This window comes from Roseospira marina (genome assembly GCF_014197855.1).
Lineage (GTDB): Bacteria > Pseudomonadota > Alphaproteobacteria > Rhodospirillales > Rhodospirillaceae > Rhodospira > Rhodospira marina.
This window is the reverse complement of record NZ_JACIGJ010000009.1, coordinates 122,132-140,658: the sequence shown is the minus strand read 5'-3', so window position 1 is coordinate 140,658 and position 18,527 is coordinate 122,132. Positions and strand designations below refer to the sequence as shown.

The 18,527-nt window shown below is 67.0% G+C and carries 12 protein-coding genes; 8 read left to right on the top strand and 4 right to left on the bottom strand.

The window, feature by feature from the left end; translation table 11 throughout:
• Window positions 1–112: 112 nt before the first annotated feature.
• The 3 genes from GGD82_RS13160 to GGD82_RS13150 are packed head-to-tail and all read right to left on the bottom strand — an operon-like array spanning window position 113 to window position 2,926.
• Window positions 113–1,564 (bottom strand): short-chain fatty acid transporter, encoded by a 1,452-nt coding sequence (locus GGD82_RS13160; protein WP_150062685.1) that lies wholly within the window; start codon window positions 1,562–1,564, stop codon window positions 113–115.
• 47 nt (window positions 1,565–1,611) lie between these two features.
• Complete coding sequence (locus GGD82_RS13155) at window positions 1,612–2,268, bottom strand: 3-oxoacid CoA-transferase subunit B (RefSeq protein WP_150062684.1); 657 nt, start codon at window positions 2,266–2,268, stop codon at window positions 1,612–1,614.
• A gap of 4 nt (window positions 2,269–2,272) precedes the next feature.
• A complete protein-coding gene (locus GGD82_RS13150) occupies window positions 2,273–2,926 on the bottom strand; it encodes a CoA transferase subunit A (RefSeq protein ID WP_150062683.1) in 654 nt (217 codons plus the stop codon).
• A gap of 427 nt (window positions 2,927–3,353) precedes the next feature.
• Between GGD82_RS13150 and atoS the strand changes: the two genes are divergently transcribed.
• Complete coding sequence (gene atoS / locus GGD82_RS13145) at window positions 3,354–5,210, top strand: two-component system sensor histidine kinase AtoS (protein ID WP_150062682.1); 1,857 nt, start codon at window positions 3,354–3,356, stop codon at window positions 5,208–5,210.
• Entirely contained in the window at window positions 5,207–6,595 is a 1,389-nt protein-coding gene (gene atoC, locus GGD82_RS13140) for an acetoacetate metabolism transcriptional regulator AtoC (RefSeq protein ID WP_150062681.1), read from the top strand. The genes atoS and atoC overlap by 4 nt, the downstream gene beginning before the upstream one ends.
• An 18-nt stretch (window positions 6,596–6,613) precedes the next feature.
• Here the strand turns inward: atoC and GGD82_RS13135 are convergent, their stop codons facing one another.
• Window positions 6,614–7,513 carry a LysR family transcriptional regulator gene (locus GGD82_RS13135; RefSeq protein ID WP_150062680.1) on the bottom strand — a complete coding sequence of 300 codons (900 nt, stop codon included), beginning with the start codon at window positions 7,511–7,513 and terminating at the stop codon, window positions 6,614–6,616.
• Between the two features lie 197 nt (window positions 7,514–7,710).
• On the opposite strand from GGD82_RS13135, the gene uca reads away from it, so the two are divergent.
• The 6 genes from uca (at window position 7,711) to urtD (ending at window position 18,522) form a co-directional block, all read left to right on the top strand.
• Window positions 7,711–11,307, top strand: a complete 3,597-nt coding sequence (uca, locus tag GGD82_RS13130) for an urea carboxylase (RefSeq protein WP_150062679.1) — start codon at window positions 7,711–7,713, stop codon at window positions 11,305–11,307.
• 11 nt (window positions 11,308–11,318) lie between these two features.
• Window positions 11,319–13,139 carry an allophanate hydrolase gene (gene atzF, locus GGD82_RS13125; RefSeq protein ID WP_150062678.1) on the top strand — a complete coding sequence of 607 codons (1,821 nt, stop codon included), beginning with the start codon at window positions 11,319–11,321 and terminating at the stop codon, window positions 13,137–13,139.
• Between the two features lie 94 nt (window positions 13,140–13,233).
• Complete coding sequence (gene urtA / locus GGD82_RS13120) at window positions 13,234–14,529, top strand: urea ABC transporter substrate-binding protein (RefSeq protein WP_170284311.1); 1,296 nt, start codon at window positions 13,234–13,236, stop codon at window positions 14,527–14,529.
• A 64-nt stretch (window positions 14,530–14,593) separates the two neighbouring features.
• The gene (urtB, locus tag GGD82_RS13115; RefSeq protein ID WP_150062677.1) at window positions 14,594–16,549 is read left to right on the top strand and encodes an urea ABC transporter permease subunit UrtB; all 1,956 of its coding nucleotides are present in this window, start codon (window positions 14,594–14,596) and stop codon (window positions 16,547–16,549) included.
• A gap of 3 nt (window positions 16,550–16,552) precedes the next feature.
• Window positions 16,553–17,782, top strand: a complete 1,230-nt coding sequence (gene urtC / locus GGD82_RS13110) for an urea ABC transporter permease subunit UrtC (protein WP_150062676.1) — start codon at window positions 16,553–16,555, stop codon at window positions 17,780–17,782.
• On the top strand, window positions 17,779–18,522 hold the full coding sequence (urtD, locus tag GGD82_RS13105; protein ID WP_150062675.1) for an urea ABC transporter ATP-binding protein UrtD: 744 nt from the start codon (window positions 17,779–17,781) through the stop codon (window positions 18,520–18,522). Before urtC ends, urtD begins: the two co-directional genes overlap by 4 nt.
• The last annotated feature ends 5 nt before the right edge of the window (window positions 18,523–18,527 follow it).

The following is an 18,527-nucleotide window of genomic DNA, read 5'->3' as shown; positions in this document are numbered from 1 at the left end:
CGGGGTGCGCACCCGGGCAGCAGACGGACGACGGGAAAAACGAAAAAAACGGGAGGGCCAGGAGGGAGGGGTGGACGCGGTGGCCGTCCCCTCCCCCGGTCGGGCGCTCGGCTCAGGTGGCGAGCGTTTCCGCGAACAGCCACAGCAGGAACATGACCACCGGCGCGCTGATCAGGAGCTGGGTGAAGGTGAAGCCGACGATGTCGCGGGCCTGAAGCTTCACGATGCCGAGAAGGGGCAGCATCCAGAACGGGTTGATCAGGTTCGGCAGGGCCTCGGCCGCGTTGTAGATCTGGACGGCCCAGCCCATGTGGGCGTGCATGTCCTTGGCGGCCTGGAGCACATAGGGCGCCTCGATGATCCACTTACCGCCGCCCGAGGGCACCAGGAAGCCCAGCACCGACGAGTAGATGCCGATGATGACCGGGAAGGTGTCGCCATTGGCGATGCTGACGAACAGGTGCGACAGGTGGTGCGAGATGGAGGCCCCGTCCGAGCCGACCACATGGGTCAGCATGGCGGCGATGGCGCCATAGAACGGGAACTGGATGATCACGCCCGCGGCGGTCGGCACGGCCTTGGTGACGGCGACCAGGAAGCTGCGGATGTTCCGGTGCAGCAGCAGGCCGAGCATCAGGAAGAAGAAGTTGTAGTTGTTCAGGCTGGAGACGGTGGCCAACAGACCCTTCTCGGAGAACTGACCCCAGAAGTAGCCCACGGCCAGCAGAACGATCAGGATCGGCAGCACGGGGGTGAATTCGAACCAGTCACCGGGGCGGCTCGGCGCCTGTTCGGTGGCCATCTCGCTGCGGACGTCCACGCCCATGTCCTCGGCGGTCTTCACGTGATGGCCACGCGGCGACGCGAAGTAGAACACCAGGATCGACATGATCATGAGGACGAAATACAGGACCACCGACTGCCACAGGAAAATGGTTTCGCTGAGGGGAATGACGCCGCTGATCTCGGAGATCGACTTCGGCAGCGACAGCGCGTTCGCCTGCAACATGGCCGAGGAGGAGCTGAGACCCAGCGCCCAGGTGGAGCCGAGACCGAGGTAGGCCGCCGCGCTGGCCGCGCGGTAGTCCATGTGGAGTTCGCCACGCCGCGCCAGGGCCCGCACCAGCAGGCCGCCCAGCACCAGGCTCAACGCCCAGTTCAGGTAGGACGACGCCATGGAGACAAACGCCACCCAGGCCACCGCCTGCGGGCCGGTGCCGGGCACGCTGGCCAGCTTGGCGATCAGGCGCGTGCAGGGCGGGGAGGACGCGACCACGTAACCGGTGATCGCCACCATGGCCATCTGCATGGTGAAGGGGATCAGCGACCAGAAGCCGGACCCGAAACCCTCGGCGATCTCCAGCGGACCCGCGCCGATGGCGAGGTCGGCGACCGTGACCACCAGGGTGGTCAGGATCACGAAGATGAAGGCATCGGGGAACCACTTCTCGGCCCATTGCGTGAAGGCATAGGCCAGCCGGGCGAGACCGCCCTGGCTCGGGGTTTCGTCGTCCGCGTCGAGGGACGCGGTTCCGGCCGTCGCGGCTGCGACATGCTTTGACATTGACTCGGCTCCGTACGCGACATCCGTGCAGGACGGATGGAGGGACCTCAGGCGGCGACCGCCATGGTGGGGGTGGACTCACCGACGATCAGGCGCGCCTCGGTCGCAGCCAAAACGTCGTCGACGGTCACGCCGGGGGCGACCTCACGCAGCATCAGGCCATCCTCGGTCGGCTCGATCACGGCCATCTCCGTGACGATCAGCGCCACGCGGCGCACGGAGGTGAGGGGCAGGGTGCAGGCCTTGAGGATCTTGGGAGCGCCCTTGGCGGTGTGGGTCATGGCCACGATCACGCGCTTGGCGCCGGAGACGAGGTCCATGGCGCCGCCCATACCGGGTACCATCTTGCCGGGCACCATCCAGTTGGCGAGCTGTCCGGCCTCGTCGACCTGCAAGCCGCCGAGCACGGTCACCGCCAGATGCCCGCCGCGGATGAAGCCGAACGACGCCACGCTGTCGAACGCGGCCGCGCCCGGGATCACGCTGGTCGGCATGCCGCCGGCGTCGGTCAGGGAGTCGGAGGACGTGTTGGGGATGTCCAGCGGCTTCATGCCGATGACGCCATTCTCGGACTGGAAGAAGATCTGCGTTCCGGCGGGGACGTAGTTGGCGACCAGGGTCGGCAAGCCGATGCCGAGATTGACGAGGTCACCGGCCTTGAGTTCCTGGGCCACGCGCTGGGCGATCAGGTTCTTGGTATCCATGGGATCAGTCCTCCCGGGAGACGAGGGTATCGACAACGACGCTGACGGTTTCGACCTGATCGGGCGCGATCATGCCGACCGGGACGATCTCGCCGGCCTCCGCGATCACGGTGGCGCCGGCCATGGCCATCGCCGGGTTGAAGTTCCGCGCCGTCAGTTCGTACTGAAGGTTGCCCAGGTGGTCGGCGCGCCACGCCCGGATCAGCGAAAAGTCGGCGACCAAGGGGCGTTCGAGCAGGAAGGTCTCGCCGTCGACGTCCACGGTCGACTTGCCCTCGGCAACCACGGTGCCGACGCCGGTGCGGGTCAGCACGCCGCCCAGGCCGGTGCCGCCGGCGCGGATACGCTCGGCCAGGGTGCCCTGCGGAACCAGATCAACCTCCATCTCGCCGGCCAGCATCTGGCGCTGGGTTTCCGGGTTCAGGCCGATGTGAGAGGTGACGAGGCGCCGGATGGCCTTCGCATCCACCAGCTTGCCGACACCGAAGTCCGGACGGGCGGTGTCGTTGATGATGACGGTCAGGTCCCGTTTGCCCTGTTTCACCAGTTCATCGATCAGGCGATGCGGCGACCCGACGCCCATGAACCCACCGATCAACAGTGAAGCCCCGTTGGGGATCTGATCCACGGCCCTGGACAGTGAGCAGACCTTGCACATGACGTTTCCTCGCTTCGAGGGAGACAACGGGGCGGTGGGTCGGCTGCCGGGCGTTCGCAAGCGTCGCCTGGTTCGTCGGACCCATCACCCCGGGATGAAGTGATGGGCCCACATCCGCAAACGACGTGCCAGAATACGCAACCCCATATTTATCGTTCTGAAACAATGGATTACGGGGATTTCGCGGCGTTGCGGACTCAGAATGAAGGGCAGAAAACGCGAAGTTATCTGCGCGGGTGTGAAGAAAAATTCGCAGTGGTGACTTTATATGTTCGGGAATTAAACCTGGAGTCGTGTGAAAATTTTTGCGCACCTGCGCAATTTTTTGTGCACTAGTTTACGTATGCTTATCTCTGCCCTATAGTGTACTTGGTTCCTTTGGAGGTTTCCAGATCCAAAGGATTAGGTCTTTCGACAGAGGTCTGACGTGCGTCCTTGGAAGGTCCTGCGGCGGTTCTCGGTGCGCAGCCTGCGGCACCGCCTGATTCTGACGTCCCTGGTGGTGGTTCTGCTGCCGATCCTGATCGTGGGCGGGGTCCTGGAGCATCAGGGCCGGCAGGCCCTGATCGAGGAAAAGCAGAACAAGCTGTTCACCCTGGCCCGCATCCTCGATTTCGAGCTGGGGGCGGGCGGGTTCGATGCCCTGATCGCGGCTCTGCCGTCCGGCTGGGACGACCGGGACGCCGCCATCGCGTATCTGAACACCCGGCTGGAGGCCGTGACGGATCTGGTGGCGCAGGCAGAGGCCGGCATCGGCGTCGGCTATTATTCGAAACGCCTGGACGTGATCGTCACCTACGGGCCAAGCCCGCTGTACGACACCACCATCGGCCAGTCGATCGCCCCCGACCATCCCGGGCGGCAGGTCATGGCGACGGGAACCCCGGACATTGCGTTCGGCAGTCTGGTGCGCGGGCAAGTGCTCAACGCCATGTGGCCGATCGTCCGCAACGGCGAGGTCCACGGCTACATCTGGGCCAACGAGTTCACCGAGGCGGTCGAACGCCAGCAAAGCGTCATCGACCGCGCGGTCCTGTTCAGCGCGCTCGGGGGCCTGCTGGTGGCGCTGCTGATCATCCAGGCAACCTCGCGCAGCCTGTCGAACGACGTGGGGGTCATCGTCAACGGTTTGCAGCACCTGAAGCGGGACCTGCGTCGGCCGATCCCGCCCCTGCGCGACGAACTGGGCGCCATCGTCGACGCCATCAACGCGATGGCCAAGGACCTGCTCGATGCCCGCTCGCTGACCGAGAACATCCTGGTCAGCGTGGCCGACGGCATCGTCGCCATCGATGTCGAGGGGCGGGTCACCGCCTTCAACCCGGCGGCGGAGGCGCTCTATTCGGTCTCGGCGGACAGGGTCATCGGGCGCCCGTACCACGAACTGTTCGTGGACGGCACCGACATGAACAGCGTGCTGCTGGACACCCTGGAAACGGGACGCACCCATATCGGCGTGACCCTGCGCATGCCCCATAGCGACCCGAGCCTGAAGATCACCGCCTCCTCCAGCGTGCTGCGGGACGGCGACGGCCACCGCATCGGCGCCGTGGTGGTCCTGAAGGACGTGAGCGAGCGCGACCGCCTGATGGTGCAGGTCATGCAGGCCGACCGCCTCGCCGCGCTGGGCGAGCTGACCGCCGGGATCGCCCACGAGATCCGCAACCCGCTGACGTCGATCCGCGGCTTCATGCAGTATCTGGCGGAAAGCAAGAGCACCCAGGACTGGCAGGAGTACGGGCCGCTCATCATCCGGCAGGTGGACAGCCTGAACCACATCATCTCCGAACTGCTGGCGTTCGGGCGCCCCCGGCCGCCCCGCATCGGTCGCGTCCGGCTCAACCAGATCGCCAAGGAGATGGTGTTCCTGGCCCAGGGCCGGTCGGAGGCCCGCATCGAGCTGGATCTGGCCGACGACATGCCGGAGATCGACGCGGACGGCGAGGCGCTGAAGCAGGCCCTGCTCAATCTGATCATCAACGCCCTGCAGGCCATCGACGCCGAAGGCAGCGTCACCATCACGACCCGCCGCCAGGGCGCGGATCGGGTGACGATCACCGTGCGCGACGATGGGGTCGGGCTGTCCCCGCAGAACCTGGAAAAGGTCTTCGACCCCTTCTTTTCCACCAAACCCGAAGGCACCGGGCTCGGTCTGGCCATGGTCCATCGCATCATCGCCAGTCACGACGGGTCGATCCGCTTGGACAGCACGGAGGGCAAGGGAACCGTGGTGACCATCGTCTTGCCGATAACGGCGCCGAACGCGCAGGAGAAACCGGAATGACCGCCGCCGAAACACCCGCCACGGCCCTTGTGGTCGACGACGACGAGGCCATCCGGTCCATGCTGACGGCGGTGCTCTCCAACGAGAGCCTGACCGTGACGACCGCCGCCAACGGCCAGGACGCCGTGGAGGCCTTCCGCCAGCACCACGCCGATGTGGTGCTGATGGACATCCGCATGCCGAAGATGAACGGTCTTCAGGCCATGAAGGCCATTCTGGAGATCAACCGCAGCAGCGCGGTCATCCTGATGACCGCCTTCGCCGAGATCGCCACCGCCGTGCAGGCGGTCAAGGACGGCGCCTTCGACTATGTCATCAAGCCGTTCGACCTGGACGAAATCCGGTTGCTGGTCCGCCGCGCGCTGGAGATCAGCGCCATGCGCGCCGACATCGCGTCGCTGCGCCGGGAGCTGTCGGACCGCTACGGCGCCGAGGGCATCCTGACCGCCAACCCGGCCATGAAGGACCTCCGCCAGACCATCGCCAAGGTGGCGCGCAGTCAGGCCACGGTGCTGATCCACGGGGAAAGCGGCACGGGCAAGGAACTGGTGGCCGCCGCCGTGCACTATGGCAGCCCCCGCGCCACGGGACCGTTCGTGCGCGTGAACTGCGCCGCCATCCCCGAAGGCCTGCTGGAAAGCGAGTTCTTCGGTCACGAGAAGGGCGCCTTCACGGGCGCCGCGACCCGACGGCGCGGCCGCTTCGAACAGGCCGACGGCGGATCGCTGTTCCTGGACGAGATCGGGGAGATGTCGCCAGGGCTTCAGGTCAAGCTGCTGCGCGTGTTGCAGGAGCGCGAGTTCGAACGGGTCGGCGGCACGGAACCGATCCGCACCGATGTGCGCGTGATCGTGGCCACCAACCGCGACCTTGAGGCCATGGTGCGGGAGGGTACGTTCCGCCAGGACCTGTACTTCCGGCTCAACGTCGTGGCGCTGAAGACCATTCCCCTGCGCGACCGGCGCGAGGATATCCGCCTGCTCGCAGACCACTTCCTGGAACGCTTCGCGGCCGACAACGGCGTGAAACTGCGCGGCTTCGATCCGGCCGCGCTGGAGTGCCTGGAGGCGTATCCCTGGCCGGGCAACGTGCGCGAACTGGCCAACGCGGTGGAACGGGCGGTCGTGATGAGCACCACCAGCGCCATCCAGCCCGAGGACCTGCCGGAGAGCATCGCGTGCGGCTCGACGCCGGTGTTCGAGGCCCACCCGCTCGGCGCGGACAACCCCATCCGGCCGCTGCGCGAGATGGTGCGCACGTTCGAGTCCCACGTCATTCAGCGGGCGCTGGCGGAGAACGACGACAACCGGGCGCGCACGGCCGCGCAACTCGGCATCAGCCGCCGCGCGCTGCTGTATAAGCTGCACGACTACGATATTTCGTGACCAACCGGGCCTGTCGCGTTATCCGCCCAGGCGGGCCATCCTCTCCGCCACCTGCATCCCGAACCGCGCCGAGGCCACCGGCAGCGTGCGGCCCTGTTTCTGCCCCAGGAACAGGGTGCCGGCCGGGACGTCGCGTTCGTCCAGAGGGCGAAACACCACAGCCCCGTCCTGCGGCGCCTTCAGCCCGATCGGAATCTGAAAGCCGATGGCGCGCTCGTGCAGGGCGTAGTGGCGGATCAGATCGAAGCTGTCGGATTCCACCACGGGCTCAAGCGGCCGGCGGCGTTTGCGCCCCGCCATGTCCAGCAAGTGCCGCACACCGTATTGCGTCGAGGGGATGACGCAGGGCCGGTCCAGAACCTCGCTCAGGCGCACCTCGGTCTTCGTGGCCAACGGATCGTCCGCCGCCAGCACCGCATGGACGCGCTGCGGCAGGCTTTGAATCACCTCGAACTCCACCAGATAGGCGGGCTCGAACACCAGAGCCAAATCCGCGGCGAAGCTCATGAGTTGGTGCTCAGCCTGGGTGCGATCGCCCACCTTGACCGCGAAGGTCACGCCCGGGTGCTGTTTGCGGTACTGCGCGATCTGCTCGGGCAGGAAGTACGGCGTCACCGCCTGGGAACAGGCGATGGACACATGGCCGCGCCGCTCCCCCGCCAGATCGGCGACCTGGCCCTTGACCCGGGCCAGATCCGACCGCGTGGTGCGGTAGTGGTACAGCACCATCTCGCCCGCGCTGTTGAGCCGGACTCCGCTGGGCAGCCGCTCGAAGATCTCGGCACCGAACTCGGCCTCAAAGCGTCGGATCCGCCGGTTCAGGGCCGAGCCGGTGAGGTTCATGTCCTCCGCCGCCCGCCGCATAGATCCGCAGCGCGCCACGGCCTCGATCAGCTCGAACGTGTATAAGTGCTTCATTTTGCACACCTTCACAGCGGGTGGTGCATTTTCGGAACCGCCTGGCTGAATTAATAGCAGTTTGATTGAACACGGCAACCTGAAAGGCTGAGCGCATCGCTTTTGTGCGGAATCGGCGTCATCCGTCTCGGTTCGCGCGGATCGGACGTCCGCGCAAAAAAGAGCCGGGGCGTCAGAGCATTCGAGGGGCATCTGCCATGTTCAAAACGGTCCTGGTCGCCAACCGGGGGGAAATCGCCGCTCGGATCCTCCGCACCCTGCGGACCATGGGGATTCGCAGCGTCGCGGTCTATTCGGATCCCGATCACGCCAGTCCGCATGTCGCGCTGGCCGATGCCGCCGTCCGGTTGCCGGGCGACAAAGCGGCCGACACCTACCTGCGCGGGGACCTGATCCTGGCGGCCGCCCTGGCGGAAGGGGCCGAGGCCATCATCCCCGGCTACGGGTTCCTGTCGGAGAACGCGGCCTTCGCCGAGGACTGCGCCAAGGCCGGCCTCGCGTTCGTCGGCCCAACGCCGGAGCAAATCCGCCAGTTCGGCCTGAAACACACCGCGCGCGAGCTGGCCGAGGCGGCCGGTGTCCCGCTGGTGCCCGGCACAGGCCTGCTGGACAGCCTGGAGGACGCGCAGGCCGCCGCCGCGCGGATCGGCTATCCCGTCATGCTGAAATCGACCGCGGGCGGCGGTGGCATCGGCATGACGCGGTGCGCCGATGCCGACGCCCTGGCGGAGACCTTCGAGGTCGTGCAGCGGCAGGCGCTCCACTTCTTCAAGGATGCCGGCGTCTTCCTGGAACGCTGCGTGGACAGCGGCCGCCATGTGGAGGTCCAGATCTTCGGCGATGGCCAGGGTCAGGTCGTATCCCTGGGCGAGCGGGACTGCTCCTTGCAGCGCCGCAACCAGAAGGTCATCGAGGAAACGCCCGCCCCGAACCTGCCGACGGCAACCCGCGCCGCCATGCTGGCCGCCGCCGAACGCCTGGGGCGGAGCGTCGGCTACCAGTCGGCGGGCACGGTCGAGTTCATCTACGATTTCGGCCGGGACGCGTTCTATTTCCTGGAGGTCAACACCCGCCTTCAGGTCGAGCACCCGGTCACCGAGGCGGTGCTCGGCATCGATCTGGTGGCCTGGATGATCCAGACCGCCGCCGGCACGCCCCCCGATCTGTCCGCCCTGCCCACACCCAACGGACATTCGATCGAGGTCCGGATCTATGCCGAGGACCCGGCGCACGGCTTTCAGCCCTCGGCCGGTGAACTGACCGAGGTCGCCTTTCCGGACAACATCCGCGTCGACAATTCCGTGGCGACCGGCGATACGGTCTCGCCGTACTACGATCCCATGATCGCCAAGCTGATCGTGCATGGAGAGACCCGCGCGGCGGCGATCGAACGCCTTCAGGCCGCGCTCGTCGCCTCCCGCATCGCCGGCATTGCCACCAATCTGGGCTATCTGCGTGAGATCGCGGCCTCTGACGTGTTCGTCTCCGGACAGGTGTCCACGCAAAGCCTGTCCCGGCTGACCTATCACCCGCAGGCGGTCGAGGTGCTCCAGCCCGGCACCTACACCACCGTTCAGGATGACCCGGGCCGCGTCGGCTATTGGGATATCGGGGTTCCGCCGTCGGGACCGATGGACGACTACGCCTTCCGGCTGGGCAACCGCATCGTCGGCAACGACGACCGGGCCGCCAGCCTGGAGTGCACCCTGGTCGGGCCGACGCTGAAGTTTCACACCGACACCGTGATCGCCCTCACCGGGGCGCAGGCCGAGGCCACCCTGGACGGCAAACCCGTCGCCATGTGGGCGCCGATTGCGGTGACCGCCGGGCAGGTGCTGGCCATCGGCAAGGCGCTGACCGGCTGCCGGACCTACGTAGCCTTCGCCGGCGGGCTGGACGTGCCGCTGTATCTCGGCAGCCGGTCGACCTTCGTTCTTGGCAAGTTCGGCGGACATGGGGGCCGCACCCTGCTGCGCGGCGACCTGATCGAGCTGGGTCGCCGCCCCGATGACGCCCCATCCCCAGCCCCCGCGCCGGCCGATCTGGTCCCCACCTACGGCACGCACTGGGAGGTGGGAGTCCTCTATGGGCCGCATGGGGCGCCGGATTTCTTCACCGACGCCGCCGTGGACATGTTTTTCGGCACCGATTGGGAGGTGCATTACAACTCCAACCGCTTGGGCATCCGCCTGCTCGGCCCCAAGCCGACCTGGGCGCGCAGCGACGGCGGCGAGGCGGGTCTGCACCCGTCCAATATTCACGACACCGAATACGCCATCGGCTCGATCAACTTCACCGGCGACATGCCGGTGATCCTGACCCGCGACGGGCCGTCTCTGGGCGGCTTCGTCTGCCCGGCGACGATCGCCAAGGCCGAACTGTGGAAGATCGGGCAGGCCAAGCCGGGCGACACCATCCGCTTCACCCCGATGACGTTCGACGACGCGCTGGCGCTGGAACGCGCGCAGGATGACGCCATCGCCACCCTGAGCCCCCTGGCCGCGCGGCCCGCGCCCACCGTACCCGCCCTGACGTCGAACACGACGGCGTCGGCCGCCATCCTGGCCGAACGGCCGGCGGAGGGCGCGGTCCCGGCCGTCGCCTACCGCCAGGCCGGGGACAAATACATCCTGCTGGAATACGGCCCGAACGAGTTGGATTTGCGGGTGCGGTTCCGCGTCCACGCCCTGATGGAGGCGCTGACGGCCCGCGCCATCCCCGGCATTCTGGAGCTGTCGCCCGGGGTGCGGTCGCTGCAAATCAACTACGACAGCCGCCGCCTGCACCAGCAGGACCTGATCGCCACCCTGCTGACGATCGAAGACCAGTTGCCCGACATCGACACGATGAAGGTCAAGACCCGCGTCCTTCATCTGCCGGTGGCCTTCGAGGATTCCGCGACGCTCGACGCCCAGGCCCGCTACCGGGAAACGGTGCGGCCGTCCGCCCCCTGGATGCCGAACAACGTCGACTTCATCCAGCGCATCAACGGCCTGGAGCGCCGCGAGCAGGTCGCGGAGATCCTCTTCAGCGCCAGCTATCTGGTGCTGGGGTTGGGCGACGTGTACCTGGGCGCGCCCTGCGCGGTGCCGATCGACCCGCGCCACCGACTGGTGACCTCGAAATACAACCCCGCCCGCACCTATACGGCCGAGGGCACCGTGGGCATCGGCGGCGTCTACATGTGCATCTACGGCATGGACAGCCCGGGCGGCTACCAGCTCGTCGGCCGCACCCTGCCGATCTGGAACAAGTTCCAGAAAAACCCGGTCTTCACCAAGGGCGAGCCCTGGCTGCTGCGCTTCTTCGATCAGGTCCGGTTCTACCCGGTCGAGGAGGCCGAGCTGGACCGCTTGCGCGACGACTTCCGCGAGGGGCGCGGCACCATCCGGATCGACGAAGAGGTCTTCGACCTGGGCGCCTACCACGCCTTTCTGGAGGCCGAGAAGGAGAGCATCGCCGCCTTCCGCGCCGCGCAGCTCACGGCGTTCACCGCCGAGGTCGCCCGCTGGCAGGAGGACGAGACCACCGTCGCCATGGCCGAGGAGGCGCCCGAGGACCTGGAGGAGGTCGACGGCGAGGCGGTGCTGGCGGAGCTGCACAGCTCCGTCTGGAAGGTGCTGGTCGAGGAAGGGCAAACCGTCACCGAAGGGCAGCCGGTCGTCATCCTCGAAGCCATGAAAACCGAAATCACCGTTGTTGCGCCCGTGGCGGGCCGGGTCGGCAAGGTTCACGCCAAGCCGGGCCGCCCCATGGTGACCGGCGACCGGTTGATCGTGATCGAAACCGTTTGAGGTGGACCAGGATGGTGACGGACTTTCCAACCATCGCCCGGCTGCATGCCGCGTACGCGGCCGGTGCGACCCCCGAAGAGATCGTGGCCGGTGTCTATGGCCGCCTCGCCGTCGTGGACGATCCGGGCATCTTCATCACCCTGGTGCCCGAGGCGGAGGCCAAGGCAGCCGCCGCCGCGCTGGGTCCCTATGACCCCGACACCAAGCCGCTGTGGGGCGTGCCCTTCGCGGTCAAGGACAACATCGACGTCGCCGGCCTGCCCACCACCGCCGCCTGTCCGGCCTTCGAACACACGGCGGAGGAGACGGCGTTCGCCGTACAGCGGCTGCTGGACGCCGGCGCCATCCTGATCGGCAAAACCAACCTCGATCAGTTCGCCATGGGGCTGGTGGGGGTGCGGAGCCCGTATCCGCCGCCGCGCAACGCCTTCGACCCGGCGATCGTCCCCGGCGGGTCAAGCTCCGGATCGGCCGTCTGTGTTGCCCAAGGGGTGGTGCCCTTCGCGCTGGGCACCGATACCGCCGGTTCGGGTCGGGTGCCGGCCGGTCTCAACAACGTGGTCGGCCTGAAACCCTCGTTGGGGACGCTGTCCTCGCACGGCGTGGTCCCGGCCTGCCAGACGTTGGACACCATCTCGGTGTTCGCGGGAACCGTGGCGGATGCCGAGGCGGTTTACCGCGTCATGAGCGTCTTCAACCCCGCCGACCCCTGGTCGCGCGACCCGTCGGCGTCGCGCAGGCCCTCGGCGGTGCCCCCGGGCCTGCGCGTCGGCGTGCCCGATGCCGCCGGCCGCCAGTTCGGCGGCGATGCCCTCTCCGAAGCGGCCTTCGACGCCGCGCTGGAGGACCTTCAAGGGCAGCTCGCGACCGCGCCGACACCAGTCGACATGGCGCCCTTTTTCGCGGTCGCCAGCCTGCTCTACACCGGCCCCTGGATCGCCGAGCGCTATCAGGCCATCCGCGCGATCGTGGAACAGCGGCCCGAGGTGCTGCACCCGACCACACGCCAGATCGTCCAAGGCGCCTCGGCCTATTCGGCGGCCGATGCCTTCGCCGGTCTCTATCAGTTGAAAGATCTGGCCCGCCAGACCGAGGCCCTGTGGAACGCGGTCGACGTGCTCGCGGTGCCGACCTATCCGCGCCCGCGCTCGGTCGCCGATCTGGCGGCGGATCCCATCGGCCCGAACAGCGAACTCGGCACCTATACCAACTTCGTCAATCTCCTCGATCTGTGCGCCATCGCGGTCCCGTCCCGGTTTCGCGCCGACGGCTTTCCGGCGGGCCTCACCCTGATCGCGCCGCGCGGACGGGACGGCCTGCTGTCGGCCCTGGCAGCCCGCCTCCAGGCCGCGGCGGACATCCCCATCGGCCACAGCCAGACCCCGGTGCCCGCGCCCGGCGCCGCCCCGGAGCGGGCCACCGACGACGAGATCGAGCTGGTCGTGGTGGGCGCGCATCTGTCCGGCATGGCGCTCAATCCCGAACTGACCGGACACGGGGCCCGCTTCCTGCGGGCAGGGACCACCACGCCCGACTACCGGCTGTACGCCCTGGCCGGCGGCCCGCCTGAGCGCCCCGGCCTGCTGCGGGTGGCCGAGGGCGAGGGTGTGGCCATCGACACCGAGGTCTGGGCCGTCCCGGTCGAATCCTTCGCCCGGTTCGTCGCCGGCATACCCGCGCCCCTGGGGATCGGCACCTGTTTCCTGGCCGATGGCACGACCCCCCGGGGCTTCATCGTGGAAGCCGAAGGTCTGAAAGGCGCCGTGGACATTTCCCGGTTCGGGTGCTGGCGCGCCTATCAGGCCAGCCGAACCCCATCCTCGCCGTCGTGAAGGTCGTCCCGCCCATCTGGCAAACCGACCCCGGCCGTCGCACATCACAAAGCGGCGGCCTCGAACACGCGGTTTCACAAAACGGAGACCAGACATGAAACACGCTCTGAAGATCGCGTTCTGTACCGGTTTACTGGCGTCGACGGTGATGACGTCCTCGGCGATGGCCCAGGATCAAACCTGTCCGATCAAGGTTGGCGTTCTGCATTCTCTGTCCGGCTCCATGGCGATTTCCGAGACCACGCTCAAGGACGTCATGCTCATGCTCATCGACGAGCAGAACAAGAAGGGCGGCCTGCTTGGCTGTGAGATCGAGCCGGTGGTCGTCGACCCCGCCTCCGACTGGCCGCTGTTCGCGGAGAAGGCGCGCGAGCTGCTGACCGTCCAGGACGTCGATGTGATCTTCGGCGCCTGGACCTCGGTGTCGCGCAAGTCGATCCTGCCGGTCATCGAGGAACTGAACGGCCTGCTGTTCTATCCGGTGCAGTACGAGGGCGAAGAGTCATCCAAGAACGTCTTCTACACCGGCGCCGCGCCGAACCAGCAGGCCATTCCGGCGACGGACTACTTCCTCGAAGAGCTGGGCGTTGAGAAGTTCGCGCTTCTTGGCACTGATTATGTCTACCCGCGCACCACCAACAACATCCTGGAGTCCTATCTGACCTCCAAGGGCATCGCCAAGGACGACATCTTCGTCAACTACACCCCGTTCGGCCATTCCGACTGGTCCAAGATCATCTCGGACGTCGTGGCCCTCGGCGCCGATGGCAAGAAGGTCGGCGTGATCTCCACCATCAACGGCGACGCCAACATCGGCTTCTACAAGGAGCTGGCGGCGCAGGGCGTGTCCGCCGCCGACATTCCGGTGGTGGCCTTCTCGGTCGGCGAGGAAGAGCTGTCCGGCCTCGACACCACCAATCTCGTCGGCCATCTGGCGGCCTGGAATTACTTCATGTCCGCCGACACGGCCGAGAACGAGGCCTTCATCGACGCCTGGCACGCCTTCATCGGCGATGACTCGCGGGTGACCAACGACCCGATGGAGGCCCATTACATCGGCTTCAACATGTGGGTGAACGCGGTCACGGAAGCCGGCACCACCGACGTCGACGCCGTGACCGACGCCATGGTCGGGCAGACCTTCCCCAACCTGACCGGCTCCACCGCCGAGATGCTGCCGAACCACCACCTGACCAAGCCGGTCCTGATCGGTGAGATCCAGGCGGATGGACAGTTCGACATCGTGTCCGAGACCGACCCGGTGCCGGGCGATGCCTGGACCGACTACCTGCCCGAAAGCGCGGTTCTGACGTCCGATTGGAAGAACCTGGGCTGCGGTATGTACAACACCAAGACGGAAACCTGCGTGCAGATCAAATCCAACTACTGATCGGATCCAGACGTGAGGGGGGCGGGCTTTCCGCCCCTCTTTCCAGACTCTTGAAAGGTGATCCATGATCCGCCGACTGATCACCGCCGCCCTTTTGCTCGTTCTCTGCTCCGCGACGGCGCAGGCACAGGACATGACTATCCAGGACGTCTTGCAAGAGCATCGCGAGGCCCTGGAGAAATCCTCCCGCCGCACCATCGGCCCCGTCATCGACGCGATCGCGGATTCGGATCTGCCCGCCGCGCGTCTGGTGCTGGAACGCTGGCGCGACCGCGAGATGTGGCAGCGCGAGGAGGACGGCCTGTTCTTCTACGGCGAGCCGGTGGATCGGTCGACCGAACGCCTGTTTGACTTCGAGACCGGCGCCGACGTCGGCGTCTACAGCACCCGGGACCTCGACCAACTGAAGCCCAACTCCGGCATTCAGGCGATGATCGCGGCGGCCCTGGTGACGTTCCAGTTGGACGATCCCGATCCGGCGCAGCGCCGCACCGCCCTGGAGGCCATCGCCCGCAGTGGCGAGGCGTCGCATCTCGCGCCCTTGCGGCGGTCGATCACCAAGGAGACGGACCCCGTTCTCCGCGCCGAGAAGGAACGCACCGAGCGGCTGCTGACCATCACCTTCGGCGCGGCCGACGCCGAGCGGGTGGCGGCGATCGAACACTTCCGCGGCTCCCTCTTCCTTGATGTGCGCGCCGCCCTCAATCCGCTGATCGCCACCACCACCGTCTACGCGGCGGACCTGCCGCCGGACGCCAACGTCAAGAGACGGCTGCGGGCCGGCAGCGCGGACCTTCCGGTCGCCGAGGCCTTCGCCCTGCTGGTCGAGGCCGGGCTCGCCACGCCGCCGCCGACCGCCGACGAGCGCAAGAGCGCCCTGGTCGCCCGGATCGAAAACGGTCAGGTGGCCGGGATCCCGGTGGCCGCGCTCGACACCCAGGAGGCCCGCGACCGGGCCTACGCCACGTTGGCGGCTCAGGGGGACGTGCCGGCCTGGGATCCCCAGTTCTCCGAGGCCCGGGCTGTGGAAGAGACCCCGTTCGCCGAGGTCTACACCGAGCCCTCCGCCGCCGTGACCACGGCCGCCGAGGAGACGCTGCGGTCCATCAACCACACCGTGGCCTGGAATCAGGTGCTGGACCTGTCCCTCGACGGCCTGTCCCTGGCCTCCATCTACTTCCTGGCCGCCATCGGCCTCGCCATCACCTTCGGCGTGATGGGGGTCATCAATATGGCCCACGGCGAGTTCATCATGATGGGCGCCTACACCGGGTACGTGGTCCAGCAGGTCATTCCCGACTACACGGTCTCGATCTTGGTGGCGATCCCGCTGGCCTTCGCCGTCACCTTCGGCGCCGGTGTGGCGATGGAACGGCTGATCATCCGGCGCCTGTACCACCGCCCGCTGGAGACGCTGCTGGCGACCTTCGGCGTCTCCATCGCCCTGCAGCAGATCGCCAAAAACGTCTTCGGCACCCAGGTCCGGCCGCTGACCGCGCCGGACTGGCTGGACGGCGCGCTGGTGCTGAACGACGTGGTCGGCATCTCCTACATCCGCATCGCCATCTTCGTGCTGGCGCTGATCTTCCTGGGGATCTTCCTGTTCATCATGCAGAAGACCCGCCTGGGGCTGGAAACCCGCGCGGTGACGCAGAACCCCCGCATGGCGGCCTCGATGGGGATCAACCCCGGCCGGGTCAACATGCTGACGTTCGGGTTCGGCTCCGGTATCGCCGGCATCGCCGGGGTGGCGATCGGTCTGTACGCCAAGGTGACCTCCGAACTCGGCCAGGACTACATCGTTCAGAGCTTCATGACCGTGGTCGTGGGCGGTGTCGGCAACATCTGGGGCACCCTGCTGGGCGCGGGCCTGATCGGCTTCCTGCAAAAGGGCATCGAGTGGTTCAACCCCTCGAACACCCTGGCGGCGCAGACCTACATGATCATTTTCATCATCATTTTCATTCAGTTCCGTCCCAAGGGCATCATCGCCCTCAAGGGCCGGGCGGCGGGGGATTGAGCCATGCGCACTCTATTCCGAACCACCCCGTCGCTGCCGGTCTTCCTCGCCGTGCTGGTGGTCTTCACCTTGGGCGTCACCGTGCTGTCGGAGGCCTATGGGATCGGCGCGCTCTCGACCTCCTTCATCAAAACCCTGGGCAAGACGGCGTGCCTCGCCCTGGTGGCCATCGCCATGGATCTGGTCTGGGGCTACACCGGCATTCTGTCCCTCGGCCATTTCGCCTTCTTCGGGCTGGGCGGCTACATGATCGGGATGTGGCTGATGTACGCGCGCACCGAGTTGATCGTTCTCGACAGTCTGGCCGCCGCCCCCCTGCCCCCGACCCCGGGGGAGATCTCCGACGCCATCGCCGGCCAGATCTTCGGCGTCGTCGGCGCCGCCGACCTGCCCATGGTGTGGATGTTCGCCCATAGCTTTTGGGCGCAGATGGCGCTGGTGGTGCTGGTGCCGGGGCTGCTGGCTCTGGTGTTCGGGTGGCTGGCCTTCCGCTCCCGCGTCACCGGCGTCTATCTGTCGATCCTGACCCAGGCGATGACGCTGGCGCTGTCGCTGTACCTGTTCCAGAACGACAGCGGTCTGCGCGGCAACAACGGGCTGTCCGGTTTGCAGAACCTGCCCGGCGCCGACGCCATCCCGCAGGCCACCGTCTCCATCTGGTTCTTCTGGGCCTCGGCCCTGGCCCTGCTGCTGACCTATGTCGTCGCCGCCTTCGTCGTCTCCGGCACGTTCGGATCCGTCATTCGCGGCATTCGCGACGACGAGGCCCGGGTGCGGTTCCTCGGCTACCCGGTCGAAGGCTTCAAGCTGTTCGTCTTCGTCCTGACGGCGGTGATCGCGGCCCTGGGCGGCGCGCTCTATTACCCGCAGGCGGGCATCATCAACCCGGCCGAAATCGCGCCCATCGCCTCGATCTATCTCGCGGTCTGGGTGGCCATCGGTGGGCGCGGGCGCCTGTACGGCGCGGTGATCGGGGCCTGCGTGGTCTCGCTGCTGTCCACATGGTTCACCGGTGGTCAGGCCCCGGACCTCCCCCTCGGCTTTTACACCGTCAAATGGGTCGACTGGTGGCAGGTGGGTCTCGGGTTCTCCTTCGTGCTGGTGACGCTGTTCGCGCCCAAGGGCCTCGGCGGCCTCGTGGACCTCGTCAGCCACCGCCTGTCGCCGAACCGCCATGGCGCCGCCCTCGGCCCCGACACGGGCGCCTTGCGTGAAAAGGAGGCCGAGCAATGAACGGCGCCCTGCTGGAAGTCGCCGCCATCTCCGTCACCTTCGACGGCTTCAAGGCGATCAACCGGTTGTCCTTTTCCATCGGGCCGGCCGAACTGCGGGCGATCATCGGGCCGAACGGCGCGGGCAAGACGACGTTCATGGACATCGTCACCGGCAAGACCAAGCCCGACGAAGGGCAGGTTCTGTGGGGCGAAGTCAGCCGCAATCTGATCGGCATGAACGAGGCCAGGATCGCCCGCGCCGGCATCGGCCGCAAATTCCAGCGTCCGACGGTGTTCGAGGATCAGACGGTGTTCGCGAACCTGCTGATGGCGCTCAAGAACACCCGCGCGCCGCTGGCCGTTCTGTTCTACACCCCGAAACGCCGGGACGTCGCACGGGTCGAGGACCTGGCCGGTGAAATCGGCCTGGCCGAGCAGATCCGGCGCAAGGCGGGCGAGCTGTCCCACGGCCAGAAGCAGTGGCTGGAGATCGGCATGCTTTTGGCGCAGGACCCCAAGCTGCTGCTGGTCGACGAGCCGGCGGCGGGCATGACCTTGGGCGAGCGCGAGCACACCGCCGACCTGCTAAGGGAGGCCGCCAAGACCCGGGCCGTGGTGGTGGTCGAGCACGACATGGAGTTCGTGCGCCGCCTGGACTGCAAGGTGACGGTCTTCCACGAAGGGTCGGTGCTCGCGGAAGGCTCCCTCGACCACGTCACCCGCAATCAGGACGTCATCGACGTCTACCTGGGACGCTGAAGGAG